The organism is Streptomyces sp. NPDC058335 (assembly GCF_042723915.1).
GTDB lineage: Bacteria > Actinomycetota > Actinomycetes > Streptomycetales > Streptomycetaceae > Streptomyces.
In genome coordinates this window covers 67,457-84,776 of sequence record NZ_JBHXHX010000028.1, presented here as the reverse complement: position 1 = coordinate 84,776, position 17,320 = coordinate 67,457, and the positions used below count along the sequence as shown (strand labels likewise).

17 protein-coding genes are annotated in these 17,320 nt (G+C 69.3%); 11 read left to right on the top strand and 6 right to left on the bottom strand.

The genetic code is table 11. The annotated features are described in order from the left end of the window. Positions 1–140 precede the first annotated feature (140 nt). The 3 genes from ACFWJX_RS37045 (at position 141) to ACFWJX_RS37035 (ending at position 6,691) form a co-directional block, all read left to right on the top strand. The gene (locus tag ACFWJX_RS37045) at positions 141–350 is read left to right on the top strand and encodes a DUF6243 family protein (protein ID WP_383250943.1); all 210 of its coding nucleotides are present in this window, start codon (positions 141–143) and stop codon (positions 348–350) included. 1,065 nt (positions 351–1,415) lie between these two features. After that, positions 1,416–6,215, top strand: coding sequence for a putative T7SS-secreted protein (locus ACFWJX_RS37040; protein WP_383250941.1), 4,800 nt, complete (start codon positions 1,416–1,418; stop codon positions 6,213–6,215). Positions 6,216–6,220: 5 nt separating this feature from the next. Further along, the gene (locus ACFWJX_RS37035) at positions 6,221–6,691 is read left to right on the top strand and encodes a hypothetical protein (RefSeq protein WP_383250939.1); all 471 of its coding nucleotides are present in this window, start codon (positions 6,221–6,223) and stop codon (positions 6,689–6,691) included. Positions 6,692–6,889: 198 nt separating this feature from the next. On the opposite strand, the gene ACFWJX_RS37030 is transcribed toward ACFWJX_RS37035, so the two are convergent. The 3 genes from ACFWJX_RS37030 to ACFWJX_RS37020 are packed head-to-tail and all read right to left on the bottom strand — an operon-like array spanning position 6,890 to position 8,829. Beyond that, positions 6,890–7,414 carry a hypothetical protein gene (locus ACFWJX_RS37030; protein WP_383250937.1) on the bottom strand — a complete coding sequence of 175 codons (525 nt, stop codon included), beginning with the start codon at positions 7,412–7,414 and terminating at the stop codon, positions 6,890–6,892. 1 nt (position 7,415) lies between these two features. Beyond that, positions 7,416–8,000 carry a WHG domain-containing protein gene (locus tag ACFWJX_RS37025; RefSeq protein ID WP_383250935.1) on the bottom strand — a complete coding sequence of 195 codons (585 nt, stop codon included), beginning with the start codon at positions 7,998–8,000 and terminating at the stop codon, positions 7,416–7,418. Continuing rightward, the gene (locus ACFWJX_RS37020) at positions 7,993–8,829 is read right to left on the bottom strand and encodes an alpha/beta fold hydrolase (RefSeq protein ID WP_383250933.1); all 837 of its coding nucleotides are present in this window, start codon (positions 8,827–8,829) and stop codon (positions 7,993–7,995) included. The genes ACFWJX_RS37025 and ACFWJX_RS37020 overlap by 8 nt, the downstream gene beginning before the upstream one ends. Positions 8,830–9,459: 630 nt before the next feature. Between ACFWJX_RS37020 and ACFWJX_RS37015 the strand changes: the two genes are divergently transcribed. From ACFWJX_RS37015 to ACFWJX_RS37000, 4 genes are all read left to right on the top strand, one after another. Next, positions 9,460–9,639: a hypothetical protein gene (locus ACFWJX_RS37015; RefSeq protein WP_383250932.1), complete on the top strand. Its 180-nt coding sequence runs from the start codon at positions 9,460–9,462 to the stop codon at positions 9,637–9,639. Next, on the top strand, positions 9,636–9,842 hold the full coding sequence (locus ACFWJX_RS37010) for a hypothetical protein (RefSeq protein ID WP_383250930.1): 207 nt from the start codon (positions 9,636–9,638) through the stop codon (positions 9,840–9,842). Before ACFWJX_RS37015 ends, ACFWJX_RS37010 begins: the two co-directional genes overlap by 4 nt. Before the next feature lie 459 nt (positions 9,843–10,301). Beyond that, entirely contained in the window at positions 10,302–10,727 is a 426-nt protein-coding gene (locus ACFWJX_RS37005) for a hypothetical protein (protein WP_383250928.1), read from the top strand. Further along, on the top strand, positions 10,693–11,433 hold the full coding sequence (locus ACFWJX_RS37000; protein WP_383250926.1) for a PP2C family protein-serine/threonine phosphatase: 741 nt from the start codon (positions 10,693–10,695) through the stop codon (positions 11,431–11,433). The genes ACFWJX_RS37005 and ACFWJX_RS37000 overlap by 35 nt, the downstream gene beginning before the upstream one ends. Positions 11,434–11,700: 267 nt before the next feature. On the opposite strand, the gene ACFWJX_RS36995 is transcribed toward ACFWJX_RS37000, so the two are convergent. Together ACFWJX_RS36995 and ACFWJX_RS36990 are read right to left on the bottom strand one after the other, a co-directional pair. Further along, a complete protein-coding gene (locus ACFWJX_RS36995) occupies positions 11,701–12,072 on the bottom strand; it encodes a hypothetical protein (protein WP_383250924.1) in 372 nt (123 codons plus the stop codon). Between the two features lie 55 nt (positions 12,073–12,127). Beyond that, entirely contained in the window at positions 12,128–12,523 is a 396-nt protein-coding gene (locus ACFWJX_RS36990) for a DUF2795 domain-containing protein (RefSeq protein ID WP_383250922.1), read from the bottom strand. A gap of 720 nt (positions 12,524–13,243) precedes the next feature. Here ACFWJX_RS36990 and hflX point away from each other — a divergent pair. Both hflX and ACFWJX_RS36980 read left to right on the top strand, forming a co-directional pair. Next, complete coding sequence (hflX, locus tag ACFWJX_RS36985) at positions 13,244–14,458, top strand: GTPase HflX (RefSeq protein ID WP_383250920.1); 1,215 nt, start codon at positions 13,244–13,246, stop codon at positions 14,456–14,458. A 424-nt stretch (positions 14,459–14,882) separates the two neighbouring features. Next, the gene (locus ACFWJX_RS36980; protein WP_383250918.1) at positions 14,883–15,557 is read left to right on the top strand and encodes a hemerythrin domain-containing protein; all 675 of its coding nucleotides are present in this window, start codon (positions 14,883–14,885) and stop codon (positions 15,555–15,557) included. Between the two features lie 33 nt (positions 15,558–15,590). Here the strand turns inward: ACFWJX_RS36980 and ACFWJX_RS36975 are convergent, their stop codons facing one another. Continuing rightward, positions 15,591–15,866, bottom strand: a complete 276-nt coding sequence (locus tag ACFWJX_RS36975) for a hypothetical protein (RefSeq protein WP_383250916.1) — start codon at positions 15,864–15,866, stop codon at positions 15,591–15,593. Between the two features lie 409 nt (positions 15,867–16,275). Here ACFWJX_RS36975 and ACFWJX_RS36970 point away from each other — a divergent pair, with 409 nt between their 5' ends. Then, complete coding sequence (locus tag ACFWJX_RS36970) at positions 16,276–16,413, top strand: hypothetical protein (RefSeq protein WP_383250914.1); 138 nt, start codon at positions 16,276–16,278, stop codon at positions 16,411–16,413. 76 nt (positions 16,414–16,489) lie between these two features. After that, on the top strand, positions 16,490–16,831 hold the full coding sequence (locus ACFWJX_RS36965; protein WP_383250912.1) for a hypothetical protein: 342 nt from the start codon (positions 16,490–16,492) through the stop codon (positions 16,829–16,831). Positions 16,832–17,320 lie beyond the last annotated feature (489 nt).

The following is a 17,320-nucleotide window of genomic DNA, read 5'->3' as shown; positions in this document are numbered from 1 at the left end:
GTAACGTCTTCGTCATGTTCTTCCAGACGCCGATTTACGAGTGAGAGCGTGATGGGCCCCTGCTGATGTCCTTCGACGAAGCCGCGCCCGTCCCCCACCCATGAATCCGTAGATCACTCCACATCATTCCGGGAGAACCCGTGAGCAAGAACATCAACAACCCCGTGGGCATGGGCGGCGGCCAGCGCAAGAAGCTGTCCCGCGCCGAACGGCAGAACAACGGTCCGCACCGCAACCTCGACCGTCAGAGTGCCGCCGACCAGAAGACGGAGCTGCTGCGCAAGATGCGCGAGAAGGCAGGCACAGCTGAGGGCGCCGGGCAGACGGGCGACGACACCGCACACAGCTGACGCACCGCCACCGCAGGGCGGGCACCGCACGGGGCAGGGCCCAGACCGCGACACGTGGTCCGGGCCCTGCTGCCGTACCAGGCGCGGGCCTGCCCCGCTCCGCTCCCGGCCGACCAACCGCCATCCCCGCGGGCGCATGGTGCAGGACCTGCGGTAATGCGTCTTCGGTGCGGTAGCGCCGCCATCCCCGGAGGCGCGGGGAGCGGGCTGCGCCACCTGCGACCATCCCCGCGGGTGCGGGGAGCGGAAGACGATGCTGCTGGCACAGCGCTTGAGGCGCTGGACGATATGCCGTGGGAGCGGCTGGAGTCGGCGCTCGGGCATGACCCCGCCGTGGAGCTGCGGCGCGCCCTGCGGGGTTTGGCAGGCAAAGGTACGGCGGCGACCGAGGAAGACTGCGACCCGCTGTTCGCATCCGTCGTGCTGGGCACTGGACGCGTGACCTCCGTCGCGACCGCCGCGCCGCCGTTCGTCATTGCTCTCGCCGGCGATCCGGACATGGGCGCCCAGGGCCACGCCCGTTCAACCGCTGACGGGCATGTCCGAGGCGGCAGCCTCGGGCAGGGAGTCCGCGAGCAGCGCCAGGAGCCTGGGACACCTGGCTGCGGCCACGGGCGGCGGTCGCGCTCTGGCCGATCACGGGCGAACCGGAGCCGAGCGTGTCCGTCCTGGAGGAGTACCTCCCTCCCATCGCCCACGCCGACGACAGCTACGGCAGCTTCCTCGACGCCCTTCAGGCCGTGCCCTGGTCGGGGAGGTGCGGCGCTTGGTTCTCTTGGTACCGGTGGCCGACGAGCGCCTGGGGCCGGTGAGTTCGGGCGGGATGCGGGTGGGCCTGCGGGTTCACCGACGAGACGTCAGCGGCCCGGTTCGCCTTGCGGCACGGGCCAGGGAGCGGCCAGTGGAATACGCAATGCTGCTGGGTGCCCGCTTCGTTGATGAGATCGTGTCCCCGGACGGTCAGTGGGACCAGGCGCCGGACGACACCTTCGGCCCGTCGCCGGAGGAGAGCGCTCGACAGGCGCAGCAGGGGCGGCAGCAGGGCGATTGTGGGGGGAACTGACGGTGGGTATCGGCGACTTCATCAGTGACATCACGCCGGACTCGGTCGAGGACGTGGTCGAGGACGGCACCGAGTGGGTGGGCAACCGGGTCGAGGACGCGGGCAACTGGACCGCCGACCGGCTGGACGACGTCGGCTGGGAGTCCGGCGCGGACTGGGTGCGCGAGCAGTCCCGTTCGGTCGCCAACCGGATGGGCGCCGAGGTCGACGAGATGGACCTCGGCCAGACGGAGGACAAGACCAAGCTGGTCTACGGCAGCCCCGACAAGATTCGTTCCACCGCCGAGAAGCTGTACGCCTTCCAGAAGGCCTTCGACGACGCCGGCGAGGGCCTGAGAGGTCTGGACTCCTCCCGGCTCAAGGGCGAGACGGCCGAAGCGCTGCGCACCGCGGTCAGTACCCAGCCGCCCAAGTGGTTCACGAGTGTCGATGCGGTCGAGAAGGCGGCCGCCGCGCTGGAGACGTTCGCCAACACCGTGGTGTGGGCTCAAGCTCAGGCGCAGACGGCGATCAGCATGTGGAAGGAGGGCGTCAAGGCGTCCGAGAACGCCGCCGACGCCCACCGCAAGAAGGTCGACGACTACAACAGCGCCGTCGACCGCTACAACGCCCAGCCGGCGGACAAGCGCGATCCGGCCTCGCTGCCGTCCAAGCCCGGGGAGACGTTCGACGACCCGGGCAAGAAGCTGATGAAGGAGGCCCAGGACATCCTCGCCGAGGCCCGCAAGCAGCGGAACTCGGCGGCGGAGACGGCCCGTACGGCGGTCCGCGCCGCCCGCGACATGGCTCCGGAGAAGCCGTCGTACGCCGATCAGCTGGGCGACGGGTTCAAGGAACTGCAGATCATCGGCGACCATGTCGGCGGCGGCATCATCAAGGGCACGGCGGGACTGCTCAACTTCGTCCGCAGCGTCAACCCGTTGGACCCGTACAACATCACGCACCCGGCCGAGTACGCCACGTCACTCAACAGCCTGGCCGCCGGACTGGTGGTCGCCGCCAACGACCCGGTCGGCACCGGCAAGCAGATGATCAGCGACTTCATGAAGGACCCGGCCGAGGGCTTCGGCCGCCTGATCCCCGACCTCGCGCTGACCGCGGCCACCGGTGGCGGTGGCGCGGCGGTGAAGGGCGTCCGCCTCGCCGAGGAGGCCGCCGACGCGGCCCGGCTGCGCCGGCTGATGGACGACGCCCCGGACGGGACGCACAACCGTCCCGACGGGAGTCGCATCGTTGCCGGTACCGACCCCGTCGACCTCGCCTCTGGCCGCATGTTCCTGCCTCAGACCGACCTGGAGATCCCCGGCGTTCTGCCGTTGGTCTTCACCCGCCGTACCGAGTCCGGGTGCACGGCCGGCCGCTTCCTGGGGCCCGCCTGGACGTCCACCGTCGACGAGCGGTTGCAGATCGACGCCATCGGTGTCGTCCACGTCACCGCCGACGGTCTCCTGATCCCTTACCCGCACCCGGCGCCCGGGGCCCCCACCGCACCGGAGTCGGGCATCTTCCGCACCCTCCTTGCCCGGGACGGACACGGCGACTACACGCTGACCGATCCCGACAGCGGCCTGGTCCGGCACTTCACCGCCCATCCCGGCACCGAACCGGGAGACGACGGCGTCGCCTGGCTGGAGCGGACCGAAGATATCCACGGGAACTGGTGGGCCGTCGACCGCGGCGAGGACGGGCTGCCGCTGGCCCTGGTCCACTCGGCGGGCCACCGGGCGAAGCTGGCCACCGCCGACGGCCTGGTGACCGCCCTGTCCCTGGCCGGAGCGGGTCAGGACGACGCGGACCTGACCCTGATGAGTTACAGCTACCAGGACGGCGACCTCACCACCGTCACCCGACCCTCCGGCGCCGCGACCACCTTCGTCTACGACGACCGCCGCCGCGTCATCGCCTGGATCGACTCCAACGGCAGCCGCTACGACTATCTCTACGACGAGCACGACCGCGTCGTCGCCGAAGGCGGCGAAGCCGGCCACGTCCAGATCACCCTCGCCTACACCGATCCCGACCCCGCCACCGGCCACCGGACCACCACCCTCACCACCGCCGAAGGCCACGCCACCCGCCACCTCATCGGTGCGAACTGCCGCATCCTGGCCACCACCGACCCTCTCGGCCACACCACCGGCTTCACCTACGACACCCACGGCGACCTCCGGACCCGCACCGACCCTCTCGGCCTCACCACCGCCTTCACCTACGACGACGCCGGTCGTCTGCTTGCCGTCACCCGACCCGACGGAAGCGAACTGCGCGCTGTGCGGGGCTCACGCGGGCTGCCCACGGAGTTCCACGGGCCGGACGGATGCCGCTGGCTCCAGGAGTTCGACGAACGCGGCATCCGCACTGCCGTCACCGACCCGGCAGGCTCCACCACCCGATACACCTACGACGACCGGGGCAGGCTCACCACCGTCACCGACGCCCTCGGCGCCACCACCACCGTGCACTGTGACGCCGCCGGCCTGCCGGTGGAAGTCACCGACCCGGCCGGCGGCACCACCCGACTGGAACGCGACGCTCTGGGCCGGACGGTCCGCATCACCGACCCCGTGGGCGGCGTCACGTGTCTCCAATGGGACGCGGACGGCAATCTCGCTCGTCGTGTGGCCCCGGACGGTTCCACCGAGTCGTGGACCTACGACGGCGAGGGCAACTGCCTCACCCACACCGACCCGGCCGGCGGCGTCTCCCACTTCGAGTACACCCACTTCGACCTCCTGACCGCCCGCACCCACCCCGATGGCACCGGCTACACATTCGAGCACGACACCGACCTACGACTCACCCAGGTCACCGCCCCGCAAGGGTTCACCTGGTCGTACAAGTACGACCAGGCCGGCCGGCTCATCTCCGAGACCGACTTCGACGGCCGCACCCTCACCTACCGCTACGACGCCGCCGGACAGCTCACCACCCGAACCGACGCACTCGGCAATGTCATCTCCTACACCTACGACCAGCTCGGCCAAGCAGTCCGCAAGGACGTCGCAGGCAAGGTGACCACCTATGCGTACGACCGGGCCGGACGCCTGCTGCGGGCAGCCGGACCGGACAACGAGGTCGCCTACGTCTACGACCGACGAGGCAGAACAAAAACCGAACTCGTCGATGGCCGCGCCATGAACTACGCCTACGACGTTCTGGGCCGCCGAGTCCGCCGTACCACCCCCACCGGCGCGGTCACCGATTACGGCTACGACGCAGTCGGCCGCCCCACTCGCATCAGCGTCGACGGCCGCGAAGTCGCCTTCACCCACGACGCGGCCGGCCGGGAACTCGAGCGCACCTTCGGCGGCGCACTCACCCTGACCTCCGCCTGGGACGAGGCCGGAAGGCTCTCCGCCCAACACCTGACGATCAACGACCGCTCCCTCAACCGCCGCCGCTACTCCTACCGCAGCGACGGCCATCTCACCTCCCTGTCCGACGAACTGTCGGGCCCCCGCACCTTCGACCTGGACACGGCCGGCCGAGTCACCGCCGTCCACGCCCAGGACTGGACCGAGCACTACGCCTACGACACCGCCGGCAACCAGATCTCCGCCTCGTGGCCCGCCTCCCACCCCGGCCACGAGACCACCGGACCGCGCACCTACACCGGCACCACCATCACCCAGGCCGGCACCGTCCGCTTCGAACACGACGCCCTCGGCCGGGTCGTCCTGCGCCAGAAGACCCGCCTCTCGCGCAAACCAGACACCTGGCGCTACGAATGGGACCCCGAGAACCGCCTCACCTCCGTCACCACCCCCGACGGCACCCGCTGGCGCTACCGTTACGACCCCCTGGGCCGCCGCACCGCCAAACAGCGCCTCGCCGGCGACGGCGAGAGCGTCGCCGAGGAGATCCGTTTCACCTGGGACGGCAAGACCCTGTGCGAACAGACGGTCCACACCCCGGACGTGCCTCACGTGGTCGCCTTCACCTGGGACCACCGCGGCCTGGCTCCGCTGTCTCAGACAGAACGCCTCCTCACCCCGGACGACCGCCAGGAGGAGATCGACCGGCGATTCTTCGCCATCGCCACCGACCTCGTCGGCACACCCACCGAACTCATCGACGAATCAGGCACCATCGCCTGGCGTGCCAGGAGCACCCTGTGGGGGACCACCGCCTGGACCCGCTCCAGCACCGCCTACACCCCCCTTCGCTTCCCCGGCCAGTACTTCGACCCGGAGACCGGCCTCCACTACAACCTCTTCCGCCACTACGATCCCGAGACCGGCCGCTACACCTCCCCGGATCCGCTCGGTCTCGGACCCGCGCCGAACCCGGTCGCCTATGTGCACAACCCGTTCACCGTCTGTGACCCGCTCGGCCTGTCGCCCTACTCGCGATTCAAGGGACTGGGCTGGCTGACCGAGAAGCAGCTCGCACGACCGTCGTTCCGGTACCAGCGACTCGTCACCGACCAGAGTTACGAGCAGCAATGGATCCTGCCGGACGGCCGAGAGGTCCACATCGACGGCGGCCCACGAGACGGCTGGGTCACCGAAGCCAAGTGGACCGGTGGCGACAAGTATGGCGAGTGGGAAAAGTCCCCGTACAACCCCGCTTCCGACTTCTACGACGAGAACCGGCTCACCACGCAGACCGAGAAGCTGCTCGCCCTCAACGAGGACCTCAAGGGCAAGGGAGTCCGCTATATGGTGTCCAATGAATGGGGCGCCGCACACGTGAACGAGGTGCTGTCCAAGGCCTTCCCCGAGGCCTACGCCGGCGGACAGCTGAAGGCGTATCACGTGCCCGGCAACGGCATGAGTGGAATGAGTTCATGGCTGCAGTGACCGCAATGCTGGAAGACCTCCGGGACTTGGTCCCGCTGACCGTCGAGGGCGCGGCAGCGAAGTTCGCGGCTCAGGAGTGGACGCCTCGCGGCAAGCTCCGCGACGGTGTGGAAACCTCCTGGCGCAAAGACGGCATCCGGGGGTGGACCCAGAAGTTCCGCAGCGGGGCCGTGCGCGTCTCCTTCGCTGTCTGGATGCGCGATGTCGACGAGTCCGGTTACTTCGACGACCTGGACGCCGTCTACGAGCAGGGCGAGCAGGAACTGGCCAGGTTCCTCCCCGAGATCGACAACTCCCCACTGGCCGGCCACCTTGCCGAGGTCGAACTGACGACTGAGGACAAGGACGAGTTCATCGCGGCCCGCAAGTGGACTCTCGGCGCAGGGACTTTGACCGCAGGTGTCGTACAGCAGGACACCGATCTCCCCGTGATGGTCGTGGTCGTGCTGGAGGAACCCGCCCCCGCCTCAGGGTGATGCTGTTTCGGCAGCACAACACCGACTCCGCGTCACAGCAGTACACGTGGGTGATGTCCGGTCCCGTGCACGTCGTCGACGGGGCCGACGCGGTGTCGAGCATGGCGTCTGCCTTCCGGGGACGTCACAACGGTGAGGCAACGGATGTCGGTCGTGATGCCCCGGTGGAAGGTGCGCTCGGCGCCCAGATCTCCGCAGTCACCGGCGCGCTGGGCGCTCAGCTTGATCGCGGGTCGCGCTCAACAGGGCTCGCCAGCGCGGTAGCTCGGTGAACGGCACGACCAGGCACAGGCCGGTCACCGTTGCGGCGATCCAGGTCCCCCACAGCGCCCACGCAGACGCTGCCGCCGCCACCAGATGAAGCACGACCAGCAAGATGGTGACGATGCCCGGCACTGCCACGGGCGCGTCTGTGCCGGGTCGGTCGCCCGGGGTACTGAAGACGGCAGGCAGCCCTATCAGCAACAGGACGGCGCCGATCGCCAGCGGGATGGAGTGCGACCACAGGGCCCAGGGGGTGCACACCCAAGCGGTCATCTCGCCGGCGACGCGCATGCCGCCTCGGACGTAGTCGTGCCCCGGCTGTTTCGTCTTGGTCCTCACGGTGCTTACGGCGGCCTCCTGGCCTCGATCGGCAAAGGGCGCCTCGGGTACCGGCTCGGCCAGTGTCTTCCCGTTCACAGGTGGCTGTGGGGTGGACAGGGAGGGATCGGTGGCGGCCATGTCATCCTTCGGAGGCGCGGTCAGGAGGGTCGGCCTGGAAGCCGGCGATCAGGGTGTCGATGAGGAAGTGAAAACTCCGCGTGGCGTCGCGGGGCATCTTGAAGCCGCTGGCGCCCTCGAGGGTGACGAACCCGTGAAGTGCTGATCGCAGTGCCCGTGCGGAGTCGATCACGCGCGCGTCGGGCAGGCCGAAACCGGCGAGGACGTCGAGCAGAACCTGCAACGCCTCTTCGCTGACGCGGCGGTCCTCCTCGTCACCGGCCGCCGGAGCGGGGACGGTGGCGGCGTAGCGGCCGGGATGTTCCAGGGCCCAGTGGCGGTAGCTGTCGGCGAACGCCCGGACCGCGTCCGGGCCGGAACGGCCGACGGACTCCCGGGCCAGTTGGTGGGCGAATTCGCGCTTGGCCTGGACGGAGATGCCGTGCCGCAGTTCGTGCAGGGAGCCGACGTGCTTGTACAGGGACGGCGGCCGTACGCCGAGCCTGTCGGCCAGCAGATTCATGGTCAGGCCCGCCAGACCGACCTCGTCGGCGAGCGCCGCTCCCGCCGCGACGACGGCGCTCGTATCGAGGCCCGCCCTAGGCACGGGTGTGTGCTTCCAGGAAGGCCAGCATCAGGGACACCGTCTCCTCGGGGTACTGGTCGTGCGGGTAGTGACCGGCTCCCTCGATCACCGCGAGCTGTCCGACACCGGCCGGCATCGCAGCCACGATCGCCTCGCCCTCGGCGCGCGGATCGACCCAGTCGGGGTCGAGCGAGCCCTGCACGATCAGGGCAGGGGACCGTACGTTGCCCAACTGGGCGCCGGCGTCGGTCGGCGCCGACTGCCCCATCTTCTGCAGCGCCCGCATCCGGCCGGGCTCGCCCAGCATCGCCTCGACGCGGGCCAGGCGGTCGGTCCAGTCGGCCGGCTTGCGGCCCGGGTAGGCGTGGTCGAGATAGCGGGACCACAGTCCCACGCTGCCGAACAGGCTGGCGCCGAGCAGCCGGAAGGCACCCTGTCGGTAGCTCTTCGAGCGGAAGTCGCCGAGCTTGATCGACTGCGCGCGCGTGAAGGGGCACAGCTCGATGATGCCCCTGACCAGGCCGGGATCCTGGGCGGCCGCGATGGTGGCGGCGCCGCCGGAGATCGAGTGGCCGACCAGGACGGCCGGGCCGCTGTCGATGTGGCGGATCACCGCGAGCAGATCGCCCGCGATGTCGGTGCGCGAGTAGGAAGGCCATTGCGCGCTCGACTCGCCGCAGCCCCGCAGGTCGACCGCGGCCACTCGATACCCCGCCGCCACCAGACGCGGCAGGACGAACCTGTACGCCGCGCGGCTGTCCCCCATGCCGTGGGCCAGGACGACCAGCGGGCCTTCTCCAGCGGCCTCGTAGGCGATGGTGCCGCCCGGGACGGAGACGAACTCAGCCATGACATCTCCCTGCTCGTTATGCGCAATAGCTACAAGCTAATGCGACTAGCCAAAAGCTAATCCCCATAGCTAAGAGTGTCAACCCTGGCCCGGTGCCAGGCGAGGGCGAGGGGGAAGGTCCAGCTCAGTCCGGAGTGGAGCGATAGGGGCATGAGCTGACGCACAGCTCGGCCGGGCCCGCGTCGTCGTCAAGCTTGTAAAGCCAGTTCGGAACGTACCTCCCCAACCCCAGAGGGCCTCTGCGTGCGCCTCCCTCGACATCCAGCTCACCGACGACCGGGTGCGACCTGGAAGCCCCGTACACGTTGCGGTACGACCGGCAGGGCGTCGGGGGAGGCCGAGTTGAGGCCATCCGCTGGCGCGTCCCCTGCATGACCCTCTGAACCGAGACCACCCTGATCTCCGGGGCCGCCAGGAAGGGGCAGCCTTGCCAGCCGGAGCAGTTCCTCGCGGACCGCGCAGAACCATCAGCCCGACGGCGGCCGTCACTGGTGACGTATCAGCTGGTGGGGAAGGGTGCTTGCGCTGTGCATCTGTGCGCAAGGATGCGGAGCGCAGTTGCGGGTAGGCGGGCGAGAGAGCCCATGGACGGCATGGTGGAAGCGGTTGGGACCAGGCGGGAGCGCGTTCATGCTCACTGTGCGGATGCAGCACCAGGGCACAGTGGTGGCTCAGTTGCCGGAGCAGGTCGATTACGACAACGCCATCCTCGTCGGCGCGCAGTGCGAGGACCTGGTCAGGCAGGGCTGCGTCATCCTGGTGCTGGACGCTTGTCGCCTGGGTACCTCGACTCCTCGGGCATCAGCATGATCATCAAAGTGTGGCGCATCCTCGTCGATCATGCCGGCACGCTGCGCGTGGCCAATCTCAACGCCCACTACCGGCAGGTGTGGTGTTTGCTCGGGCTCGACACGTTGTTCCCGGTTTCTCCCACCGTGCAGGCCGCGCTCGGGCCCGGGTGGAACGGCAGCGCGGCGGGGATGACGGCCTTACCGCCGCGGAGCGGGTGGTAGGCCTTCGTCAGGTCCGGCGGCCGGCAGATCAATGCCGTGACTCCGCGTACCGCACGTAGGCAAGCCCAGTCTCGGCGGCGCCGTACATCTGACCCCGCGGACGAAGGAGGTCTTCCGCCTGAGCAGCCCCTCCATCCACCGGCCTCTCCGCGGCCCTGTATGCAGGGGGAGGCAGGATGGTGCGGGAGATGTGGATGCGCGGGGCGGGGTGCAGGCGGTAGGCCTGCCGCCTGACCCAGAGCGGGCGGAGGACGACGCGGTTGCGTCGGATCCATGGTGATTGCGTGGGGCCACGCCGAGCGAGCGGGGATGGAGCCGGGCCGGGCGGCTGAGCGTCGCGCCCGGCGGCCGGCGCAGGGTGCCGTGGCGAGGCCCGCCGTCACCGGCCCCCAGTGCGGCTGACACCGCCGTCACTGCTCGTCGCTGTCTCCGTACGGCGAGCGAGCGCTGTCCGCTCTGGTGGCCGCGCATGCCGAACGGGCCGGCCTCGGCCGAACCAGCATTTTTCTGGCGGATCTGCAGCAGGATGTGCTGCGTGAGGTGACCGGCCGCGGCATCGACGCCGGTGAGGGCGGCGGGGAGCTGCGTATCGCTGCCACGCTGGTCGGGCAGGCCTTCCAGAGGGGGTTGGGCGGTGCCCTGACCGACGGCCGGGGGCGGGACTGGGTACCGATGGTGGACGGCATCGAGCGTCTGGGCGTGCTGCGGTTCGACACGGTCGACACCACCGCGGACGGTGAGGCGCGTGGCCAGGAGCGGGAGGATCTTGCGTCCCCGGTGGGACTGCTGCCGGTGTCCAAGCGCAGTTACAGCGACTCCTACGCCAGTCCGACCCCGATGAATACGGCCGATGAGCCCGTCCCGCGGAGATGCAGTGGACCCTGATGCCACCGCAGACGTTCTCCGACGGCAGCGTGACCGTCGCGGGAGCGATGGAACGATGGAACGATGGAACGAGCCTACGAGACGGCAGGTGACGCCTTCGACTACGCCCTGGCTGCGGACACCGCCTCCTGGCGATCTTCGACGCGATGGGCCACGACACGGGAGCCGGGCACACCGCCAATCCGGCCGTCGCGACCTGTCGCAGCCACCGCCGCCGCGGCGCGAGCCTCACCGAAGCAGGACAGTCCATCGAAGCAGCTCTCCAGAGCAGTTCCACAAGATCCGCTACGCCACCGGAATCCTCGCCGCCTCGACCTCGCCACCGGGATCCTGCGCTGGGTCAACTACGGCCCCTTCCCCTGTCCTGATACGGGGCGGACGCTGGGTGACCACCCTGGCATATGCGCCCACCCACCCCCTCGGCACTGACCTCGGACTGACCGCCACCGTCTGCCAGGAGCACCTGGAGCCGGGCGACCGACTGCTGTTCTACACCGACGGCATCACCGAAGCCCCCGACGCCAGGGGGCAGGAGTTCGGACGGGACCGCTTCGTCGACTTCATCGTCCGCCAGCACGCCGACGGCGTCCCGCTCCCCGAAACCCTGCGCCGCCGCATCCACTCGGTCCTGCGTTACCACCACGGCCGCTTGGCCGACTATGCCACCGTCCTATGCTGCGAATGGTCCGTCGCCCGGGACTCCTGAAGGCATGTCGGTGCACGGAGCTGCCGCTCCCTGACCGCCGTCGTCCCTTGCTCGCGTACCGTCGGGGCGGCCAGAACCTTTCGGTCCGGCCGCCCCGGCGGTACGTCCCTGTCGGCCTACGCCGCCTGCACGGTGTCGTCGGCGGCGACACTGGTGCCGGCTTGCCCAGGCACATGGCCGGGCCGACCACCGCGTCCACGATCCACGACCTGATGATCGGCTGCCCGGTGCGGGCGGAAGCCCCCTTTCTGGGACGGCGGTGCACCGTCAGCCCGTGGAACGGGGCTGAGCGGGGTTCTCGGGCGTGCCGTGAGAGGGCGGATTCATTGCGGGGCCTGCCGTCACCGGTGAAACCGCGGACGTGGCGTCAGCCGGCGGCGCGTGCTCCGGCGCAGCTGCGAGAGGCGAGCCCTCTGATGGCTCCGCCCCTTCCTGCAGCCCTTGCAGCCGGTGCCGGAGCGTCTCCAGTACGGGGAGCCGGTGCCCGTGCGCTTCCTCGTAGGCGAGCACCGCGCGCAGGCCCACCTCGTCCAGGGTGCGGATGCGATGTTGCAGACTGCCCAGCGGAAGATGGTCGTAGTCCGGCAGCGGCAGTGCGTCATGCTCAGGTACGCCTGCCTCGGTCTTTTCCTTGGACATGGAATGTGCCTTTCTGCGCGTTGCCGAATTGAGGATTACAGACAGCTCCGGCTGGTCAGGGCCGCAGAGCGGCCACGATCTCGTGGGCATTCCGGTAGGTGCCCCCTTCCGGGAGGCCCTGCGCGGCCTGTACCAGTGCGTCGGGTGCCTGGCGTTCCCGCAGCGCACGCAGCACGCTGCCGCGGTCGGCCGGGAAGACAGTGCGGTCCAGGTGGCGGGCCATGTCGAGATGCAGCTCCCGCTGCACGGCCTCCTGCTGGGCGCGATCCCTTTCCGGCCCTGGCGGGGGTACGGGCCCGCTCACTGTGACGCGGATGTCGTCATCCGCCTCCGGTTCTGGATCGACGGCTTCTTCCACGTGTGTGTGCTGCCCGGACCTCAGGTAGCCCTGCAACTCGTGCTTCATCTCGTCGTCCTTGCGGCGACTCACCGGATTGCTGCCACGTTCCATGGGCGTGCTCGCCTTCTTGCCGTTGCCGTGTCGTCCCTGCGGCTGACTGGAACACGGGACGAGTTACCCGAAGAGCGCGCCCGACACAGCGCGTGCGCCATCGGCGGTCGTCCTGAACCGAGCTGCTGCGGGGTGGAAGCGACGGGGTCGGCCGACCGGTCGGGAGACCCCGACAGCGCGATGGCCCACCCGATCCACCAAGCACGACGACAGCGTCGAAGCCGATGGTCGAGCTGGGTGCGGGTTCGGGGGAGAGTGCCCCGGCCGCTTCTCTTGACCGCGGACGATCGTGCGGCCCAATCCCTACGCAGGCCCTTGCTGCACGGTGCACGGAGACTGCCCTCCGTACCCGCCCCTACACCGCCCTGACCGGCCTTCCTCGAGCTGACCGCGGCCCCTACTCACATGTGCCTGGCGTCTGTCCGGTTCTTACATGTGCCTGGCGTATGTCTGGCCGACGCCAGGCTCCTCACGCATGACCGGTGCAGGTTGCGCCCTCGTGTCCGTCATTCCCGCCGCACGCCCGGCGACCGCGGACGGAGCTGAAAGGCCGCCCGCTCGTAGGCACGGTGCGCAGGGGTACTCGGCGGAACCCCGGCATACGGGGTCGCGGCGGTACAGCTGCGTGAGCGAGGTGCTGTGACATCCCGGTGCGTCGATGCCTCACTCGCGTCTGCGCGCCTCGGCCAGAGACGGAGACGCAAAGTGCCAGGTACCTGGTTGATCAATGAGCATGCGGTCGGGGCCGGCCGAGGAGGCGAAACGCAGGCGCGGCAGTGGCGAGCGGTACTGCTCGGTCTCACCGAGCCGGTCGAACCAGGCCCCTCCGGGACGGACTTCCTGGACGAGCTGGAGCGCTTGGCCGCGACCGACGGAATAGCTGTGGTGGACCGGCTGGTGCAGGTCCGCAACCATCCCGATCCGGCGACGTATCTGGGTTCGGGGAAGGTGGCCGAGCTGGCGGAGCTGGTCGATGCCAGGCACGCCGATCTGGTGATCGCCGACGGCGAGCTCACTCCCGCGCAGGTCCACGCCCTGGAGGCGAGCGTCGGGGTGCGCGTCGTGGACCGCACGGGGCTGATTCTGGACATCTTCGGCGAGCACGCGCGCAGCTCCGAGGGCAAAGCACAGGTAGAGCTCGCCCAGCTCGCCTATGAACTGCCGCGGCTGCGCGGCCGTGGCCGAGACATGTCGCGGATCGGTGGCGGCCGGGTCGCCGGCGGGGCGGGTATCGGCGTGCGGGGACGCGGCGAGATGCGGCTGGAGATACAGCGACGCCATCTGCGGCGTCGGATGCGCGCACTGCGCGAGCAGGTGCGCCGCACCGCCCGGCGACGAGAGGTGACGCGACAGCAGCGTGCGCGCAACCGCGTCCCCTCGGTGGCGATCACCGGCTACACCAACGCCGGCAAGTCGGCGCTGCTCAACCGGCTGTCCGGCGCGGACGCCGACGTCGCCGACGTCCTGTTCGCCACCCTCGACCCGCTCGTGCGGCAGGTCCGCACCCCTGACGGACTGACCTACACGCTCACCGACACGGTCGGTTTCGTCCGTCATCTTCCGCACCAGTTGGTCGACGCCTTCCGCTCGACTCTGGAGGAGGTGGTCCAGGCGGATCTGGCCCTGCATGTCATCGACGCCTCTTCGCCGGAGGCGACCGAGCACATCGCCACCGTCCGCAAAGTGCTGGGTGACATCGGGGCCGACGGCGTCCCGGAGCTGCTGGTGCTGAACAAGGCGGATCTCGCCGAACCCGAGGACATGACCATGCTGCGGCGCGAGCATCCCGATGCCGTTGCCGTGTCCGCCCGTACTGGCGAGGGACTCGACGCATTGCGGAACGTCCTGCGGCAACGCCTGCGCGCGCTGTCCCGGCACCCCTCCACCGACCCGCGTCCGACCACGGAGCACACAGCAACTGGGGAAACGGCATGAGGCGAACCCGGGCACGCGGTCCACCACTACCTGCATGGGGCCGTCGACGCTCTCCTTGAGGACTTGGCGGCCTGGGTGCGCATCCCGTCCGTGTCCGCCGACCCGGCTCACGAGCGGAGTGCCAGCCCGTGGTGACCTGGCGTACGGGCTGCCGGGACACGAGCAAGGGCTGGGGCCGATCCACGGGCGCTGGACATCGTCGGCGCGGAAACGTGCTCGCCCTCACCTAGCTCGACGACCGTCGCGAGTCGCACGGGGTACTCACCCAGGCTGAGCAGCTGATGGCCGACGCAAGGCGCCGCCGAGCAGGTGTTCTTCCATGTGTGCGGTGTGCGCGGCCCTATCGGGTACTCGTGGCCCTACCGGGGCGGCCCTGGCCACGAGGCGGGTGGCGACCTCGCCGGTCCACGGAAGGGAGCGATCCATGACGACTATCGCGGAGCAGACGGTCGAGGAACTGGGTGGCCGGGAAAGTATCCTGGCCCGGCAGCGTCGTGATCACGTCGAGATGGACCGGCTGATGAGCGAGCATCAGACGATGGCCGATGGTGAGGGTCGTGAGCGGGTTCTCAAGGAGATCGTCCAGCTGGTCTTCAGTCATGCCTTCGCGGAGGAGACCGTGCTGTGGCCGGCCGTACGGCGCTGCGTCGTGGACGGTCAGGAGCTGACGGCCCGGGTCGAGGACGAGCATCAGCAGATCAACGATCTGGTGGCCGACATCGAGCGCCTCAAGCCGGTGGATCCGGAGCGCGAGGAGAAGGTGCGGCGGGCCTTCGCTCTGATACGGCAGGACATCAGGGACGAGGAGGACCTGCTGCTGCCCCAGCTGCAGGACACGCTGGACGCCGCTCAACTGCGTCGCCTCGGCGCGGCGTGGGAGGCCGTCCGCAAGACCGCACCCACCCATCCCCATCCCGTCGTCCCCCGTCGGCCACCGGGCAACGCGGTGCTGGGTGTACCGCTGAGTCTCTTCGACCGGGCACGGGACACGCTCGGCTCCCGCGGCCTCACGACCAAGGCCAGGAAAGTGCTCACAGCACTGGCCGGACTGCTCGTCTCCGCCATGGCGGCAGTGGCGCTCCTGCGCAGGCGGCGCTGACCGGCCCGCACACGAGGCATGCCGTGTACGTGCCTACCGGCGGTCACCGCCTTCGGGAAGGTAGTAGGTCTGCCTGAGATAGGCGGCCATGTCCTCGAGGGCCTGGACATAACCGGCCGTATAGCGTGCATCGGTGTCCGTGCGTGTGCTCTCTGCCTTCGCCCACCGGTCCAGGTGGAGTGCGATGTGCAGATGATTGCGATACAGCGGCCCGTTCTCACCGTCGAGAGCCGCTCGCACGAGCTGCTCGTCCCAGCCCTCGAGTGCACTGGTGTCGAAATCCAGTAGTTCCTGATCCGCGGGCTGCATGGGCATCCTCCTTCGCTTTCCTCCATGGTCTCCGAACACCTCTGTGAGGGGCTGTTCGGCAGGAGGCCTTCTGATGCGGCTCGTTCCTCCCTGCCGCGCGCCCGCCTGCCCGTTGCTGGGCTGGCTGCCTCCGTGCTGAATGGCGGAGAACCGGGGAGGGCACTGCCGGATACCCGCCGAGCGGCATGCGGTCCGGGGGAACTCCGAGGAACTCGTACTCGTCCATCCAGCAGGCCGTAGAGGCGCTTCGCGATCGAGGCGCCTGAGCACGGCTCTGAACACGGTGATCCAGACTCGACGGCGGTGCGCCCGCCGTTCCACGCCTACCACGCCGGAGCCGCCCAGCGACGGGACGCAGCTCGGTTCAATCGGGTGGGTGAAGGCGCCGGCACCGGGTACTCGCCGGGACATGATCAGGCGCGCTCTGTGGCAGGGACTGATCACAGGCGCCGCCGGAGGCGTCGTGATGACCCTCGGCGAGAAGATCGAGCAGGTCGTCACCGGGCGGCCGGACTCCCACGTTCCCGCCCGGTCCTCCAGCGCCTGACCGGACTGGGCGAACGTCCCGGCACTCAGCCGCTGGTCAACTGGGCGATGCACTACGCCAGGCCGCCATCCTGGGCGTGCTGCGCTCGATCATGGCCCAGGCTGGGCTGCGTGGTCCGCTCGCCCCGGCCAAGTTCACCGTCGTGCGCCTCACCAAGGACCAGATTCTGGAGAACGCAACCGGCGTCGGCGCCCCGTCCTCGACCTGGCCCCGCACCGAACTCGCCGCGGACATCCTGCACAAGGCTCTCTACGCGCTCTCTACGCCTTCCTCACCGGCGCCATCGCCGACAGGCTCGCGGCCATCGACGGCCCTGGGCCGGGGCAACGTCATGCAGCCAGCCGTCCCGGCCGCTACGCTGACGTCGGTCCCCTTCCCCGCGACGCCCACGGCCGATAAGCCGGCCGCACTGCCGTAATCGCCGAATCGTCAGCTTCTTGCCAGCCGTTCTGCGGCGGCCACCGCAGTAGTGGGGTGCCCTGGCGGCCCTCGGGGGAGAGGTGCTCGCGAGACTCCAGAGGGAGAAAGGCCGCCGCTTGGTCATCTTCTTCGGTAGGTGACGTGTCTGTCGGTGTGTGGTGTCACTGGTGTGGTGTGCCTCCTGAGGAGATGGCCTCGGTCCGGGTGGATCTGGTGACGTTCGCGGCGGAGGTGTTCGCCGGTGGTCTGGAGAGAGTCAACGGCTCAATCCCTGCACACACGGTTACGCCATAAGGACTATCGCGGAAGCGCCGAACAGGTCGACGACGAAGCACCACTCCGACCACGCCCGAAGGAACCACCGCCTTGGCCCGGTGGTGGGCGAAGTCCCAGGCGGCATGACCGAACCAGCCGACCGCCAGGACGTACCAGCCGAGGCCGTGATCCACCGCCCACGCCACCATGGCCAGGGCACCCGAAGCCGAAC